At 60.8% G+C, this 15,953-nt stretch carries 16 protein-coding genes; 11 read left to right on the top strand and 5 right to left on the bottom strand.

All coding sequences use genetic code 11. From position 1 onward, the window contains the following. Positions 1-10: 10 nt before the first annotated feature. The gene (gene rpmG, locus P5706_RS32050; RefSeq protein WP_003176906.1) at positions 11-166 is read left to right on the top strand and encodes a 50S ribosomal protein L33; all 156 of its coding nucleotides are present in this window, start codon (positions 11-13) and stop codon (positions 164-166) included. Between the two features lie 182 nt (positions 167-348). Here the strand turns inward: rpmG and P5706_RS32045 are convergent, their stop codons facing one another. Continuing rightward, a complete protein-coding gene (locus P5706_RS32045; RefSeq protein WP_200432377.1) occupies positions 349-711 on the bottom strand; it encodes a cupin domain-containing protein in 363 nt (120 codons plus the stop codon). Positions 712-941: 230 nt separating this feature from the next. Between P5706_RS32045 and P5706_RS32040 the strand changes: the two genes are divergently transcribed. After that, the gene (locus P5706_RS32040; protein ID WP_138813314.1) at positions 942-2,435 is read left to right on the top strand and encodes an aldehyde dehydrogenase; all 1,494 of its coding nucleotides are present in this window, start codon (positions 942-944) and stop codon (positions 2,433-2,435) included. 180 nt (positions 2,436-2,615) lie between these two features. Next, on the top strand, positions 2,616-3,758 hold the full coding sequence (locus P5706_RS32035) for an MFS transporter (RefSeq protein ID WP_285684444.1): 1,143 nt from the start codon (positions 2,616-2,618) through the stop codon (positions 3,756-3,758). A gap of 128 nt (positions 3,759-3,886) precedes the next feature. On the opposite strand, the gene P5706_RS32030 is transcribed toward P5706_RS32035, so the two are convergent. Next, a complete protein-coding gene (locus tag P5706_RS32030; RefSeq protein WP_285684441.1) occupies positions 3,887-5,455 on the bottom strand; it encodes a phospholipase D family protein in 1,569 nt (522 codons plus the stop codon). Positions 5,456-5,516: 61 nt separating this feature from the next. Next, a complete protein-coding gene (locus P5706_RS32025) occupies positions 5,517-6,941 on the bottom strand; it encodes an aminotransferase-like domain-containing protein (RefSeq protein ID WP_200432380.1) in 1,425 nt (474 codons plus the stop codon). 166 nt (positions 6,942-7,107) lie between these two features. Here P5706_RS32025 and P5706_RS32020 point away from each other — a divergent pair, with 166 nt between their 5' ends. Then, positions 7,108-7,332: a DUF1127 domain-containing protein gene (locus P5706_RS32020; RefSeq protein WP_200432411.1), complete on the top strand. Its 225-nt coding sequence runs from the start codon at positions 7,108-7,110 to the stop codon at positions 7,330-7,332. Here P5706_RS32020 and P5706_RS32015 read toward each other — a convergent pair whose 3' ends face one another. Beyond that, the gene (locus tag P5706_RS32015; RefSeq protein ID WP_285684439.1) at positions 7,333-8,625 is read right to left on the bottom strand and encodes an NAD(P)/FAD-dependent oxidoreductase; all 1,293 of its coding nucleotides are present in this window, start codon (positions 8,623-8,625) and stop codon (positions 7,333-7,335) included. Between the two features lie 115 nt (positions 8,626-8,740). Here P5706_RS32015 and P5706_RS32010 point away from each other — a divergent pair, with 115 nt between their 5' ends. Then, positions 8,741-9,094: a YkgJ family cysteine cluster protein gene (locus tag P5706_RS32010; protein ID WP_016975913.1), complete on the top strand. Its 354-nt coding sequence runs from the start codon at positions 8,741-8,743 to the stop codon at positions 9,092-9,094. A gap of 73 nt (positions 9,095-9,167) precedes the next feature. Here the strand turns inward: P5706_RS32010 and P5706_RS32005 are convergent, their stop codons facing one another. Then, entirely contained in the window at positions 9,168-9,656 is a 489-nt protein-coding gene (locus P5706_RS32005) for an Lrp/AsnC ligand binding domain-containing protein (protein ID WP_003176896.1), read from the bottom strand. A 156-nt stretch (positions 9,657-9,812) separates the two neighbouring features. Between P5706_RS32005 and dadA the strand changes: the two genes are divergently transcribed. From dadA to P5706_RS31975, 6 genes are all read left to right on the top strand, one after another. Beyond that, complete coding sequence (dadA, locus tag P5706_RS32000) at positions 9,813-11,117, top strand: D-amino acid dehydrogenase (protein WP_200432382.1); 1,305 nt, start codon at positions 9,813-9,815, stop codon at positions 11,115-11,117. Next, a complete protein-coding gene (locus P5706_RS31995) occupies positions 11,089-11,442 on the top strand; it encodes a RidA family protein (protein ID WP_034110260.1) in 354 nt (117 codons plus the stop codon). Before dadA ends, P5706_RS31995 begins: the two co-directional genes overlap by 29 nt. A 79-nt stretch (positions 11,443-11,521) precedes the next feature. Then, positions 11,522-12,595, top strand: a complete 1,074-nt coding sequence (alr, locus tag P5706_RS31990) for an alanine racemase (RefSeq protein WP_285684434.1) — start codon at positions 11,522-11,524, stop codon at positions 12,593-12,595. 116 nt (positions 12,596-12,711) lie between these two features. Further along, a complete protein-coding gene (locus P5706_RS31985; protein WP_017135864.1) occupies positions 12,712-13,260 on the top strand; it encodes a cupin domain-containing protein in 549 nt (182 codons plus the stop codon). 181 nt (positions 13,261-13,441) lie between these two features. Beyond that, a complete protein-coding gene (locus P5706_RS31980) occupies positions 13,442-13,858 on the top strand; it encodes a c-type cytochrome (RefSeq protein WP_285684959.1) in 417 nt (138 codons plus the stop codon). Positions 13,859-13,991: 133 nt separating this feature from the next. Then, positions 13,992-15,914, top strand: a complete 1,923-nt coding sequence (locus tag P5706_RS31975; protein ID WP_285684431.1) for an acetyl-CoA hydrolase/transferase C-terminal domain-containing protein — start codon at positions 13,992-13,994, stop codon at positions 15,912-15,914. Positions 15,915-15,953: the final 39 nt, after the last annotated feature.

Genomic DNA, 15,953 nt, shown 5'->3' with positions numbered 1-15,953 from the left:
GAGCTCTATCATGCGTGAATTGATTCGAATGATCTCTAGCGCCGGTACTGGTCACTTCTACACTACCGACAAGAACAAGCGTACTACCCCGGACAAGCTCGAAAAGAAAATGTTCGACCCGCGCGTTCGCAAGCACGTGATCTACAAAGAAGGCAAAATCAAGTAATTGATTTTCTTCCTTGTGAAAAAAAGCCCGTCTCTCACGAGACGGGCTTTTTTTTGCCTGAAATGATCGTTCCCACGCTCTGCGTGGTAACGCCTCCTGTGACGCTCCGCGTCACGCGTTCAAGAGCAGGCGCAGAGTGCCTTGGGCTGTATTCCCACGCGGAGCGTGGGTACGATCGCTGATCAGCCTTTCTGCTCGAACACCACGTAGATCTTGCGGCACGGCTCCAGCACTTCCCAAGTGCCGCTGAACCCGGCAGGAATCACGAAGCGGTCGCCAGCGCGCAAGGTCTTTGCGTTGCCCTCGGCATCACGCAGCACCGAAACCCCCTGCACAATCTCGCAATACTCATGCTCGCTGTAATTGACCTTCCACTGCCCGACTTCGCCTTCCCATACGCCGGCGCTCATCTGGCCGCACGGGCTGTTGTAGTGGTTGTAGAGGGTTTGCTCGGGGTCGCCCTTGAGGATTTTTTCGGCGGCCGGGCGGTAGCGGTCCGGGGTGGTGTTGGCTTGGCTGAAGTCGACGATATCCTGGATGCTCATGTGCGTGTCCCGTCTGGCCTGCGGTTGGAGAGGCCAAAGTCTATGTTTATTAAAATGAACATCGCAAGGGCGTTTACCGCTGTTATGTCAAATATATTGAAACACCCCCAGCCGCTGGTTTAGGGTGGCAGCTGCCTTGAGCCGAACAGCAGGCTGGCCGGGCAAGAATTCTTTGAGGCTGCCGGGGGACATCACCTGGCCCTTGTATTCAATAAGAGGAGGACACTCGCATGACCACCCTGACCCGTGCCGATTGGGAACAACGCGCCAAGGATCTGAAGATCGAAGGCCGCGCCTACATCAATGGTGAGTACACCGCTGCTGTTTCCGGTGACACGTTCGAATGCATCAGCCCGGTCGATGGCCGCTTGCTGGCCACCGTTGCCAGCTGTGACGCTGCCGACGCCCAGCGCGCAGTCGAGAATGCCCGCGCTACCTTCAATTCCGGTGTCTGGTCGCGCCTGGCGCCAGCCAAACGCAAAGCCGTCATGATCCGTTTCGCCGCGCTGCTAAACGCCAATGCCGAAGAGCTGGCGCTGCTCGAAACCCTGGACATGGGCAAGCCGATCACCGACTCCCTGGAAATTGACGTGCCTGGCGCTGCCAATGCCCTGAGCTGGAGCGGCGAGGCCATCGACAAGATCTACGACGAAGTCGCCGCCACCCCGCACAACCAGTTGGGCCTGGTGACCCGCGAGCCGGTCGGCGTAGTCGGCGCCATCGTGCCGTGGAACTTCCCGCTGATGATGGCGTGCTGGAAACTCGGCCCTGCGCTGTCCACCGGTAACTCGGTGATCCTCAAGCCGTCCGAAAAATCCCCGCTGACTGCCATCCGCATCGCGGCCCTGGCTGTTGAAGCCGGCATCCCTAAAGGCGTGTTGAACGTGCTGCCGGGCTACGGCCACACGGTGGGCAACGCGCTGGCGCTGCATATGGACGTCGACACCCTGGTGTTCACCGGCTCCACAAAAATCGCCAAGCAACTGTTGATCCGCTCCGGCGAGTCGAACATGAAGCGCGTATGGCTGGAAGCGGGCGGCAAGAGCCCGAACATCGTGTTTGCCGATGCGCCAGACCTGCAAGCCGCAGCCGAATCTGCCGCTGGCGCCATCGCCTTCAACCAGGGCGAAGTCTGCACCGCTGGCTCGCGTCTGCTGGTCGAGCGCTCCATCAAGGATAAATTCCTGCCGCTGGTGATCGAGGCTCTTAAAGGCTGGAAGCCAGGCAACCCGCTGGACCCGGCGACTAACGTCGGTGCCCTGGTGGACACCCAGCAGATGAACACCGTGCTGTCGTACATCGAAGCAGGCCATGCCGACGGCGCCAAGCTGGTGGCGGGCGGCAAACGCACCCTGCAAGAAACCGGTGGCACCTATGTGGAGCCGACGATTTTCGACGGCGTGACTAACGCCATGAAGATCGCCCAGGAAGAGATCTTCGGCCCAGTGCTGTCGGTGATCACTTTCGACAGCGCCGAAGAAGCTGTCGCCATTGCCAACGACACCGTTTATGGCCTGGCCGCAGCCGTATGGACCGCCGATATCTCCAAGGCACACCTGACTGCCAAGGCCTTGCGCGCCGGTAGCGTGTGGGTCAACCAATACGACGGCGGCGACATGACCGCACCGTTTGGTGGTTTTAAACAGTCGGGTAACGGTCGCGACAAGTCGCTGCACGCGTTCGACAAGTACACCGAGCTGAAATCGACCTGGATCAAGTTGTAAGCAACACCGCGGGTCAAATGTGGGAGCCGGCTTGTGTGGTAGCTGGCTTGCCTGCGATAGCATCACCAAGGTGTAACTGACACACCGAGGTGCCTGCATCGCGGGCAAGCCCGGCTCCCACCCAAGCCCGCTCCCACACTGTTTTGTGTGATCTTGATAATTATCCACAGGAGCGTGGAAATGCGTTGGGCGACTTATTTCGCCGTGCTGGCCTCTGTCCTCAGCGTCGGCCTGGCCTTGGGCGTCAGCATGCCGCTGGTGTCCCTGCGCCTCGAAGGCTGGGGCTATGGCAGCTTCGCCATCGGCGTCATGGCGGCAATGCCTGCCTTCGGTGTGCTGTTAGGGGCCAAAGTCTCCAGCCGGATGGCCTCGTGGCTGGGCACTGCCAACCTGATGCGCCTGTGCCTATGGGCCGGTGCCATCTCCATCGGCTTGCTGGCGATCCTGCCAAGCTATCCGGTGTGGCTGGTGCTGCGACTGATGATCGGCGTGATCCTGACCATCGTGTTTATCCTCGGCGAAAGCTGGATCAACCAGTTGGTGGTCGAGCAATGGCGTGGCCGCCTGGTGGCGCTGTACGGTTGCAGTTATGCCTTGAGCCAATTGTCGGGCCCGCTGCTGCTCGGCGTACTGGGCACTGACCATGACTATGGCTTCTGTGTGGGCGTTGGCTTGTTGGTGGTCGCGCCGCTATTGCTGCTGGGGCGTTCCGGCGCACCAACCGCCGAGTCGTTCAGTGTGACGTTCAGTGACCTGTGGCGCTTCTGCCTGACCCTGCCGGCAATTGCCTGGGCCGTGGCCTTGTTCGCCGCGTTCGAGGCGATGATTCTGACGCTGCTGCCGGTGTATTGCCTGCAGCAGGGTTTCACCGCCGAGATTGCCTTGGCCATGGTCAGCACCGTGGTGGTCGGTGATGCGCTGTTGCAATTGCCCATTGGCGCTTTGGCCGACTACCTGCCACGACGCACCTTGTTCTTGAGTTGCGCGGTGTTGCTGCTGGCCTCAAGCCTGGCGATTCCATTGCTGCTGCATACGCAGTTGATCTGGCCGGTGTGGGTGATCTTTGGCGCGAGTGCCGGTGGGTTGTTCACCTTGTCGCTGATCCTGATCGGTGAGCGTTATCGCGACGATGCGCTGGTGCGCGCCAATGCTCACGTGGCGCAGCTGTGGGGCATCGGTTGCCTGATCGGGCCGCTGGTGGCGGGGGCGGGCAGTCAATGGATCAGCGGGCATGCGCTGCCGCTGTTGATGGCGGCCGGGGCGCTGGGGCTGGTGGTGTTGCTGCTGCGCCAGGGCGCATTCGGCGCCGCACAGCCTGCCTGAGCATTTGAAATGCAATCAACTGTGGGAGCTGGCTTGCCTGCGATAGCGGTGTGTCAGCTTGCCCAAATGGCGCCTGACACTCCGCCATCGCGGGCAAGCCCGGCTCCCATAGTTGACCCATGTTGTTCTTACAGCATGCGTTCCAGGCCAACACTGGTGGCGAACCACGCATTAAACCTGCGCCACCAACTGCCCGGCTCCCGCGTCAGGGTGTGCAATTGGCCGTTATCCTCGGTCACCCACACCACCTGGCCATTCTGCAATTTCGCCTCATAGCTCAACGCTGGCGCCATGCCTTGCAGCGCCAGGTTGCGCACGTGTTCCGCCAACTCCGGGCTGTCCACCAGTACGCCGACTTCGGTGTTCCACAGCACCGAGCGCGGGTCGAAGTTGAACGAGCCGATAAACGACTTTTGCCGATCAAAGATCATTGCCTTGCTGTGCAGGCTGGAGTCCGAGCCGTGGAAAGCGCCTCGGCGAAACAGGTGCGGGCCACTGCCACCGCCCGTATCGCCCGGTTGGCGGCGCAACTCGTAGAGTTTCACGCCGTGCTCCAGCAACGCCTTGCGATAGGGCGCATAGCCGCCGTGTACGGCAGGTACGTCGGTGGCCTCGAGGGAATTGGTCAGCAAGCTGACTGACACGCCTGCATCGGCGCGCCCGGTCAAATACACCAGCCCGGGTTGCCCCGGCACGAAATACGCCGAAATCATCATCAGCTCATAGCTCACGCCTTCCAGCTCCGGCGCCAGTTGGGTGGTCAGCAGCAAGCGAGGGTCGGGATCGGCCTTGGCCAGCACCTTGCTCGGCGCATCCCACAACGCCTGGTTCCAGGCCCAGATCAGCTCGCGGCGCCAGATGTCCATGCGCGGCTGTGTCTGGTAGGTGCGCAAGCGGTTGTAGAGGGCGTGGTTCTGCTGGCGCGACTCAGCCAGCGAATCTTGCAGGCGTGCGCGGGCGGCGTTCAGGTCACCCTTGGACGGGGTGCTTGAGACGAAATCATCGATAGGCTTGCTCAGCGCGCTGTTCCAGTACTGATCAAAGCTGTGCCCGAGCTGCTCCGCCACCGGGCCGACGCTGAGCATGTCGATATCGGTGAAGTTGAGGTTGGGCTCGGCATCGAAATACTCGTCGCCCAGGTTGCGCCCGCCGACAATGGCCACGCTGTTATCCGCCAGCCACAGTTTGTTGTGCATGCGCCGGTGTTGCAGCGACAGGTTGAACAGCCGGCCCATCGCCCGCGTTACGCCAGTGCTGCGGCCCAGGTGCAGCGGGTTGAACAGGCGAATCTGGATCTGCGGGTGGGCGGCGAGGGTGGCGATAACCTGATCGAGGCCGTCGCTGGTGGTGTCGTCCAGCAGGATGCGGATGCGCACGCCACGGTCGGCGGCTTTGAGCAGTTCATCCACGAGCATGCGCGTGCTGATGCCGTCGTGCACGATGTAGTACTGCAGGTCGAGGCTGCTCTGGGCGTTGCGGATCAGCTCGGCGCGAGCCATGAAGGCTTCGCTGCTGTTGGGCAGCAGGCGAAAGCCCGAACGACCTTGGTACGGCGCCGCCTGGGCCTGGATCGAGCGGCCAAATGAAGATTGCGCCGCAGGCAGGGCGTCGCTGGGGATGCGCGGTGTATCGACCGTGGCGCAGCCACTCAGCGTCAGGGCGCCCAGCAGCAAAAACGGTAAAAGCCGTCGAATCATCAAGGGCACTGCTTCCAGGTCAGGGCGGTTGTGGGATATGACGGCAGATTGCGGGGAAAGGTCAGTCGGTCACCTCAGCGAGCATCTTCATCGCGGCGGTCCCGACCTTGCGCACTGCCTCTTCGATCTGTGGCGTTGGCTTGGCAGCGTAGTTCATGCGCAGGCAATTACGGTATTTGCCGGAGGCGGAAAAGATGCTGCCCACCGCCACCTGTACGCCTTGTTCCACCAGCACGCGGTTGAGCTTCAAGGTATCAAAGCCTTCCGGCAGCTCCACCCATAGCATGAAGCTACCTTGGGGCCGGCTGGCACGAGTGCCGGCGGGGAAATAACGGCTGACCCAATCGAGCATCAAGTCGCGATTACGCTGGTATTGCGTGCGCATGCGCCGCAAATGTGGTTCGAAGTGGCCGTTCTTGAGAAATTCGGCGATGGCGATCTGCGGCTGCGTCGCCGTGGAACCGGTGCTGATGTATTTCATGTGCAGCACCCGTTCCAGATAACGCCCCGGCGCGACCCAGCCGATGCGCAGGCCCGGCGCCAGGGTTTTCGAGAACGAGCTGCACAGCAGCACGCGGCCATCTTCGTCGAAGGATTTGATCGTGCGTGGGCGCGGGTAGCTGTAGGCCAATTCGCCGTACACATCGTCTTCAATAATCGCCACGTCAAAACGCTGGGCCAGGGTCAGCAGTGCGCGTTTGCGTGCCTCGGGCATTATGTAGCCCAGCGGGTTATTGCAGTTGGGCGTCAGTTGGATGACCTTGATCGGCCACTGTTCCAGCGCCAGCTCCAGCGCTTCAAGGCTGATGCCGGTGATGGGATCTGTGGGGATTTCCAGGGCCTTCATGCCCAAACCTTTGAGGGTTTGCATGGCGCCGTGGAAGCTGGGTGAATCAACCGCGACGATATCCCCAGGTTCGCAAATCGCGTGGATGCTGGCGGACAGCGCCTCATGGCAGCCGGTGGTGATGACAATATCTTCGGCAGTCAGCTGGCAGCCGGAATCCAGAGACAGTCGGGCGATCTGCTCGCGCAACTCCATACAGCCAAGAATATTGTCGTAGTACAGGCCCGGCAGATCCTGGCGTCGGCTCACACGGGCCAGGCTGCGCAGCAGAGGCTTCAGGGTCGGCGACAATACATCTGGCATGCCACGGCCCATCTGTATGACGTCTTTGCGCGGCACGGCGCGAATCAGCTCCAGTACCTGGTCCCACTGTGAGATTTCCACCGGGCGTTGTGCTGGGCGCCCGACTTCCGGCAGCGCCGGCAGCTCACGTCCGGCCGGCACAAAATAGCCCGATTTGGGCTTGGGCATCGCCAGGCCGTTGTCTTCCAGCAAGCGATAGGCTTGTTGCACGGTGCTCAGGCTCACCCCGTGTTCCACGCTCAAAGCCCGCACGGACGGCAAGCGATCGCCGGGGCGATAGAAGCCTTGCTCGATGCGCGTGCCCAGTAATTCGGCGAGGTTGACGTAAAGGGTCATGGTGATCGCTCCGAGGGGACCAGTACAGATAGGCGCAAAATACAGGATTCAGCCCTTCCTGGGCAGTATCTGTATGGATTTAATAAAGATGGGTTGAATCTGTAATGGTTTTGCTCGTGCGCCCATCCTAGTCACTCATGGCAACAGGCAAATGAGGGGCAACAAGATGAACGGCATGAGCGATGTGCGGCTGATGTTACACAGTCAGGAATTGCAGGCAGGGCAGGAACAGGCGAAGGCGCCGCGCGATGTCAGCCGCTGGAGTCTGTTCTGGCACCGCCGCCACACGCGCAAAGCCTTGCTGCACCTGACCCAAGAGCAACTGCGTGACGTCGGTTTGACCGTCGAACAAGCGCGCCAGGAAGGTTTGAAACCCTTCTGGCGTGACTGATCACAGCAGCTCTTTGAAGCGGTGCCAGAGCATCCCCAGCGCCAACAGCGGCGAGCGCAGATGTTTGCCGCCGGGGAAGGTGATGTGCGGCACTTGGGCGAACAAATCAAAGCGCCCTTGCTGTTGGCCGCTGATGGCTTCGGCCAGCAGCTTTCCTGCCAGGTGAGTGGCGTTGAGCCCGTGGCCGGCATACGCCTGGGCGTAATACACATTGGGTTGATCGGCCAGCCGGCCGATCTGCGGCAGGCGGTTGGCGCCGATGCCAATCATGCCGCCCCATTGGAAGTCGATCTTCACGTCCGCCAATTGCGGGAAGACCTTGAGCATTTTGGGGCGCATATAGGCGCCGATGTCCTGGGGATCGCGCCCGGAATAGTGGCAGGCACCGCCGAATAGCAGGCGGCGGTCGGCGGACAGGCGGAAGTAATCCACGGTCACGCGTTGATCACACACCGCCATGTTCTGCGGCAGCAGGCTGGCGGCCTGGGCCTCGCTCAAGGGTTCGGTGGCGATGATGTAGCTGCCGGCGGGCAGCACCTTGCCGCTTAAATGCGGGTTCAGGCCGTTGAGGTAGGCATTGCAGGCCAGCACCAGGGTATTGGCGCGCACGTTGCCATTGGCCGTGTGCACGTTGACCTCTGGGCCGTAGTCGATGCGCGTGACTTCGGACTGCTCAAACAGCTTCACGCCCAATTGCTGCGCGGCGGCGGCTTCGCCGAGGGCCAGGTTCAATGGGTGCAAGTGCCCTGAGCCCATGTCGATCATGCCGCCCACATAGCGCTCGGAGCCGATCACGCTGCCCATTTCACTGGCTTGCAGCACACGCACTTCATGGCGATAGCCGAGGTTGCGCAGTTCTTCGGCGTCTTCGGCCAGGCCGATCAAGTCGCGGGGTTTGTTGGCGAGGTCGCAGTAACCCCAGGTCAGGTCGCAGGGGATCTGATAGCGCTCGATGCGCTCGCGCACGATCTCGACGGCTTCCAGGCCCATCAGCTTCATCTGGCGCACGCCATCGCTGCCGATCACGTTGCTGAACTGTTCCAGGCCGTGGCCGACGCCGCGAATCAACTGCCCGCCGTTACGGCCGCTGGCGCCCCAGCCGATCTTGCGCGCTTCCAGCAGCACCACGCTAAAGCCGCGTTCGGCCAGCTCAAGCGCTGTGTTTAGGCCGGAATAGCCGCCGCCAATCACGCACACGTCGGCGCGCACTTCGCCCATCAACGCCGGGTAATCGGGCTGTGAAACGCTGCTGGCAGCGTAGTAGGAAGCGGTGTGCCGGGCGCTGGCGGTCATGGGGAGCATCCCTGTTTGGAAAATTTGACGCAGGATACAGCGGTCGGACGAAGCTGTCTGCGCAGGGCGTTTTGCGTCAGAATCCATGCCTATTCGCCGTTCGGTAAGTGTTTCGATGAGTTGCAACAGCCAGAAAATCAGCGCGCTGCGCAGGCAGATTCCTTCGTTCGAGTGTGTCCCCGGCTGCCACGACTGCTGTGGGCCGGTGACTACCTCGCCCGAGGAAATGTCGCGCCTGCCACGCAAGACTGCCGCCGAGCAGGATGCGGCCATGGACGAGCTGAACTGCGTGCATCTGGGGCCGAACGGCTGCACGGTGTATGACGAGCGGCCGCTGATCTGCCGGCTGTTTGGCACTACCAAGACGTTGCCGTGCCCCAATGGGCGGCGGCCGGTGGAGTTGATTCACCCTCGGGTGGAAAAACAGATTCATGAGTACATGGCGAGCACCCGACAGGTACTGGTCTGAGGGATGTACTGGATCAAAAAAATGTGGGAGCTGGCTTGCCTGCTCCCACATTTGACTGAATTGTGTCATTTGGTCAGTCGGGGATCGGCAGGTTCAAGCTCTCTTTCACCTCTTCCATCACGATATAGCTCTTGGACTCGCGCACATGCGGCAGTTTGAGCAAGATATCGCCGAGCAATTTGCGGTACGAGGCCATCTCGGAAATCCGCGCCTTCACCAGGTAGTCGAAGTCGCCTGAAACCAGGTGACACTCCAGCACATGCGGCAACTTCAACACAGCGCGGCGGAACTCCTCAAAGGTGTCGCCCGACTTGTAATCCAGGCTGATCTCGACAAATACCAGCAAACTCCCCTTCAAATGCTGCGGGTTGAGCCGCGCGTTGTAGCCCATGATGATCCCTTCACGCTCCAGGCGGCGTACCCGCTCGGTGCACGGCGTGGTCGACAGCCCGACCTTTTCCCCAAGCTCGGTGAACGAAATGCGCCCATCGGTTTGCAGGATGCGCAGGATATTGCGGTCGATCTTGTCCAGCTCCCGCTTGGTCTGGGTGTTGGTACGCATAGGGGATACGCCTCTGTGAAAAGGGTTTTTGCCGAGAATTGTCGCCAAATATAGGCATTTATATAGTGAAATGCACTGGTCATTGTTTTTTACACTGCGCCCATCATTGCTCGAATAACACACGTCAGCGGCTAAGCCCGTGATGAGGATATAAAAATGCGCGTTCTGGTCTTGGGTAGCGGCGTCATTGGGGTGACCAGTGCCTACTATTTGGCGCGGGCCGGCTTTGAGGTGGTTGTGGTCGACCGTCAGCCCGCCGCTGCCATGGAAACCAGTTTCGCCAACGCAGGCCAAGTGTCGCCGGGTTATGCCTCGCCATGGGCCGCGCCAGGCGTGCCGCTCAAGGCCATCAAGTGGTTGCTGCAACGCCACGCGCCATTGGCGATCAAGGCCACCGCCGATATCGATCAGTACCTGTGGATGGCGCAGATGCTGCGCAACTGCACGCAGAGCCGGTATGCGGTGAACAAAGAGCGCATGGTGCGCCTGTCCGAATACAGCCGTGACTGCCTTGACGAACTTCGCGCCGAAACCGGCATTGCCTACGAAGGCCGCAGCCTTGGTACTACGCAGTTGTTCCGCACCCAGGCGCAATTGGATGGCGCAGCCAAAGACATCGCCGTATTGAAAGAATCCGGCGTACCGTTCGAACTGCTCGACCGTGCCGGCATTGCCCGCGTAGAGCCAGCCCTGGCCAGCGTCACCGATATCCTCGCCGGCGCCCTGCGCCTGCCCAACGACCAGACTGGCGACTGCCAGATGTTCACCACGCGTCTGGTGGACATGTGCAAGCAGTTGGGCGTGGAATTCCGTTTCGAACAGAACATCCAGCGCCTCGACTACGCCGGTGACCGCGTCAATGGCGTGTGGATCGATGGCAAGCTGGAAACCGCCGACCGCTACGTGCTGGCCCTGGGCAGCTATTCGCCCAAGCTGCTCAAACCGCTGGGGATCAAGGCGCCGGTCTACCCGCTCAAGGGTTACTCGCTGACCGTGCCGATCACCAACCCGGCGATGGCGCCGACCTCGACCATTCTGGATGAGACCTACAAGGTCGCTATCACCCGTTTCGACAACCGCATCCGCGTCGGCGGCATGGCTGAAATAGCCGGTTTTGACCTGTCGCTGAACCCTCGTCGACGTGAAACCCTGGAGATGATCGTCAACGACCTTTATCCTCAGGGCGGCGATTTGTCCGAAGCCAGTTTCTGGACCGGCCTGCGCCCGACCACGCCCGACGGCACGCCGATTGTCGGTGCCACCCCGTTCAAGAACCTGTTCCTGAACACCGGCCACGGCACTCTGGGCTGGACCATGGCGTGTGGCTCTGGCCGTTTGCTGGCTGACCTGATGGCGAAAAAGACGCCGCAGATCAGCGCCGAAGGTCTCGATATTTCCCGTTACGGCAGCAACCATCAGGAGTCCGCAAAACATGTCAATCCAGCGCCAGCTCACCAATGAGCGCATGAGCCAGATCGTTGTTCACAGCGGTACGGTGTACCTGGCAGGCCAAGTCGGCGACGACATGAATGCCGGGATTGAACAGCAGACCCGCGAAACCCTGGCCAATATCGAGCGTTTGCTGGACCTGGCCGGCACCGACAAAACCAAGTTGCTGTCGGTGACGATCTACCTCAAAGACATCGACGCCGATTTCGCCGGCATGAACGCGGTGTGGGACAAGTGGCTGCCTAAAGGCGTGGCCCCGGCCCGTGCGACGGTTGAGGCCAAGCTGTGCGAACCGCAAATCCTGGTAGAGCTGTCCGTCGTGGCGGCGCTGCCTTAAACCAAGATCCCTCTCCCGGCGCCGACGTCGTTGGTCGGTGCCGGTTTTTCTTCACATTACCGCCTAGAAGCCTGCCGCCATGCGTCCTGCCCGTGCCCTGATCGACCTCCAAGCCCTGCGCCATAACTACCAACTGGCCCGTGAAGTCACCGGGGCCAAAGCCCTCGCCGTGGTCAAGGCGGATGCCTATGGCCATGGTGCCGTACGTGTGGCCCAGGCGCTGGAAGCCGAGGCGGATGGCTTTGCGGTGGCGTGCATCGAGGAGGCATTGGAGCTGCGGGCTGCCGGGATTCGTGCGCCGGTATTGCTGCTGGAAGGTTTTTTCGAAGCTGGCGAACTGCCGCTGATCATCGAACATGATCTGTGGTGCGTGGTGCATTCGTTGTGGCAGTTGGAAGCTATCGAACAAGCCCGGCTGAGCAAACCGCTGACCATTTGGCTCAAGCTCGACTCGGGCATGCACCGGGTGGGCCTGCACCCCAAGGATTACCACGAGGCGTACCAGCGCCTGCTCGCCAGCGGCAAAGTGGCCAAGATCGTACTGATGAGCCACTTCGCCCGTGCCGATGAACTCGATTGCGTGCGCAGTGACGAGCAAGTGGCGGTGTTTGAAGCGGCGCGCCAAGGGTTGTCGGCCGAGGTCAGCCTGCGTAATTCGCCGTCGGTGATGGGCTGGCCGAATATGTCCAGCGACTGGGTGCGCCCAGGCATCATGCTTTACGGCGCCACGCCGTTTGGTGAAGACCAGGCCATTGCCGCACGTTTGCAGCCGGTGATGACCCTGGAATCGAAAGTTATTTGCGTGCGTGAACTGCCGGCCGGTGAGCCGATCGGTTATGGCGCCAAGTTCATTACGCCAAAACCGATGCGCATCGGCGTGGTTGCCATGGGCTATGCCGACGGCTACCCGCGCCATGCACCGACCGGCACGCCGGTGCTGGTGGCAGGCCAGCGCAGCCAGTTGCTGGGCCGCGTGTCCATGGACATGCTCTGCGTTGACCTTACCGACGTGCCTCAGGCCGGGCTCGGCTCTACCGTGGAGCTGTGGGGCAAAAATATCCTTGCCAGTGACGTCGCGGCGGCTGCCGAGACCATTCCCTACCAGATCTTCTGCAACCTGCGCCGCGTGCCAAGGCTCTATTCCGGGGCTTAAGCCGCGCCTACGAGCAGAGCCCTGCGGGATTTAGGCCCAAGTGTTGTAAATACTGAACGCTGTCGCCATGATAACGCTCAATTACAACAAAGCCTGAATCCTAGGAGGCTCCTGCATTGGACGTCGGCGAACGACTGCAATCCATCCGTAAACTCAAAGGTCTTTCCCAGCGTGAGCTCGCCAAGCGCGCGGGTGTCACCAACAGCACCATTTCGATGATCGAAAAAAACAGTGTCAGCCCCTCGATCAGCTCCTTGCGCAAGGTGCTGGGCGGCATCCCCATGTCCATGGTCGAGTTCTTTTCCGAGGAGATCCTCCAGGAAAAACCGACGCAGATCGTCTATAAAGCCAATGAGCTGATCGACATCTCGGACGGCGCCGTCACCATGAAACTCGTGGGTCGCGCGCACCCCAGCCGGGCGATCGCGTTTCTCAACGAGATCTATCCGCCGGGCGCCGACACGGGCGAAGAAATGCTCACCCACGAAGGCGAAGAAACCGGGATTCTGGTGGAAGGTCGTTTGGAGTTAGTGGTCGGCCTTGAAACTTTTGTGCTCGAAGCTGGCGATAGCTACTACTTTGAAAGCACCAAGCCGCATCGTTTTCGCAACCCGTTCGACGTGCCGGCGCGACTAATCAGCGCAGCCACACCCGCGAACTTTTGACAGAAGATGCGTGCTGCCAGCGTTGCAGACACACCCGTCGCTGTAACCGTGCGGCCGAATCTCCCTTTATTTAATAGGGTTGTTTCGGCCTGACGGGCTAACCGTTATACTTTCGCCGCCTGCGAAACCGTGGCCGCAGGCGTGAATAGCCACCATTGAGGGTGAACGCGTGAACCTAATTATGAAAATGCTGGCTGCACCAGCAACCGTACTGGCCCTATGGGCTGTCAGCGCTCAAGCTGCGACCAATGATGAGATTGCCAAGCGCCTGGAGCCTGTCGGCCAGGTGTGTGTCCAGGGCCAGGAATGCAAAGGGATGGAGGTTGCGGTGGCTGCGGGCGGCGGCGGCGGGGCGAAGACGCCGGATGAGGTGATTGCCAAGCACTGCAATGCGTGCCATGGCACGGGTTTGCTGGGCGCGCCGAAAATCGGTGACACCGCGGCCTGGAAAGACCGCGCCGATCATCAAGGCGGCCTCGATGGCTTGCTGGCCAAGGCCATCACCGGCCTGAATGCCATGCCGCCTAAAGGCACCTGCGCCGATTGCTCGGATGCCGAGCTTAAGGGCGCAATCGAGAAGATGTCGGGGCTTAAATAAACCGATCTTCGCCAAAAAGCCGCTGACCAGCGGCTTTTTTGTGCCCGCGATTTGTACTTCGATGCTGTTCATTGCAGCAAAGACCCGGCAAGCTCGGTCCAACCCCTAATCACGGAATGTTCAGGAGGGTCGGATGGTGCAGTTGTGTTCAATCGAGCAAGCAGTTGACGACGTACTGGCGCGCTTGCCGGCGCATATCCACATGGGCATGCCGCTCGGCCTGGGCAAGCCCAACCTGTTCGTCAATGCGCTGTACCGGCGTATCGCCAAGCTGCCGGAGCGCGAGCTGACGATCTACACCGCACTGGCCCTGGGCCGCCCGACCATGGGTGACGGGTTGCAGAAGCGCTTTCTCGAACCCTTTATCGAACGGGTATTCGGCGACTATCCCGAGCTGGATTTCCTGGCGGATTTGCACAAGGACAGCCTGCCAAAGAACATCCGCGTGCAGCAATTCTTCATGCAGCCAGGCAGCCTGCTGCACAGCGCGTCGGCGCAGCAGGATTACGTCAGCAGCAACTACAGCCATGCCGCCCGCGATATCAACGCCGCCGGCTTGAACCTGGTGGCGCAATTGGTCGCCAGCAGCGCCGAGCACCCCGACCGGCTGAGCCTGAGCTGCAACCCCGATATCACCCTCGATTTGCTGCCCATGATCGCCAAGCGCCGCGAAGCAGGCGAAACCATCCTCGTCGTCGGCCAGGTTCACAGCGATTTGCCCTATATGCCCGGCGATGCCGAACTGGGCATGGATGCCTTCGACTACCTGATCGACGAGAAGGACAGCACTACGCTGTTCTCCACACCGAATATGCCGGTCGGCTTTCAAGACCACTTTATCGGCTTGCATGCCAGCACCCTGGTGCGCGATGGCGGCACGTTGCAGATTGGCATTGGCTCGATGGGCGATGCGCTGACCGCCGCCTTGCTGGCGCGCCAGGCTGATAACGAAGCCTATCGGTTGCTGCTGACGGACCTGGATGTGTACCAGTGGGCGCCTTTGATCAGCCACGAAGGCGGGGTCGCACCCTTTGCGCGTGGCCTGTATGGCTGCAGCGAAATGTTCGTCAACGGCCTGCTGGTGCTGGCCGATGCCGGGATTATTCGGCGCAAGGTCTACCCGGATGTGGCGACCCAGCAGCAGGCCAACGCCGGCACCCTGGATGACGCCGCGCAGCCCGACGGCGTTTCCATTCACGGCGCTTTCTTCCTCGGGCCGCGCAGCTTTTACCAGCGTTTGCAGGAAATGACTCATGCCAAACGCCTTGAATTCAACATGACCGGAATCAGCTACATCAACGAGCTGTACGGGCAGGAAGAACTCAAGCGTCTGCAACGCCTGGATGCGCGCTTTATCAACAGCGCGATCATGGTGACGCTGCTCGGTGCGGGCGTGGCCGACCAGCTTGAAGACGGTCGCGTACTCAGCGGCGTGGGCGGGCAGTACAACTTCGTTGCGCAAGGCCATGCACTGGAAGGCGCGCGTTCGATCCTGATTCTGCGCAGCTGGCGCGAGTCGGCGGGTGAGGTCAGTTCCAATATCGTCTGGGAGTACGGGCACTGCACCATCCCACGGCACCTGCGGGATATCGTCATCACCGAATACGGAATCGCCGACTTGCGTGGTCAGACAGATGCCAAGGTGATCGAGGCACTGCTGAATATCACCGACTCGCGCTTCCAGAGCGACCTGATCGAACAGGCGCAAAAAGCGGGCAAGCTGCCCAAGGACTTCGAACTGGACCCACGTTTTACTGAGAATACGCCGGAGCGGCTCAAGGGCATTCAGGCGCGGCATCGCCGGTTGTTCCCCGAGTATCCGTTAGGCACTGATTTTACCGATGAGGAGCGGGATCTGTTGCGCGCACTGAATTGGCTCAAGAGCAAATTCAAGCTGACGGAGATTCTGGAATTGGGCCGGGCGGCGCTGGATGCACCGGAGCCGGAGGCGTTTCCCGAGCATTTGAAGCGGATGCGGCTGGATCAGCCGGAGGGGTTGAAAGAGGATTTGTATCAGCGCTTGCTGCTCGCCGGCCTGCAGGCCACCGCGCACTGACAGGCACCAAAAATCAAATGTGGGAGCTGGCAAGCCAGC

This window comes from Pseudomonas sp. ChxA (assembly GCF_030263855.1).
Classification (GTDB): domain Bacteria; phylum Pseudomonadota; class Gammaproteobacteria; order Pseudomonadales; family Pseudomonadaceae; genus Aquipseudomonas; species Aquipseudomonas fluorescens_CB.
The sequence above is the reverse complement of the archived record's forward strand: the minus strand, read 5'-3'. Positions and strand labels throughout refer to the sequence as shown.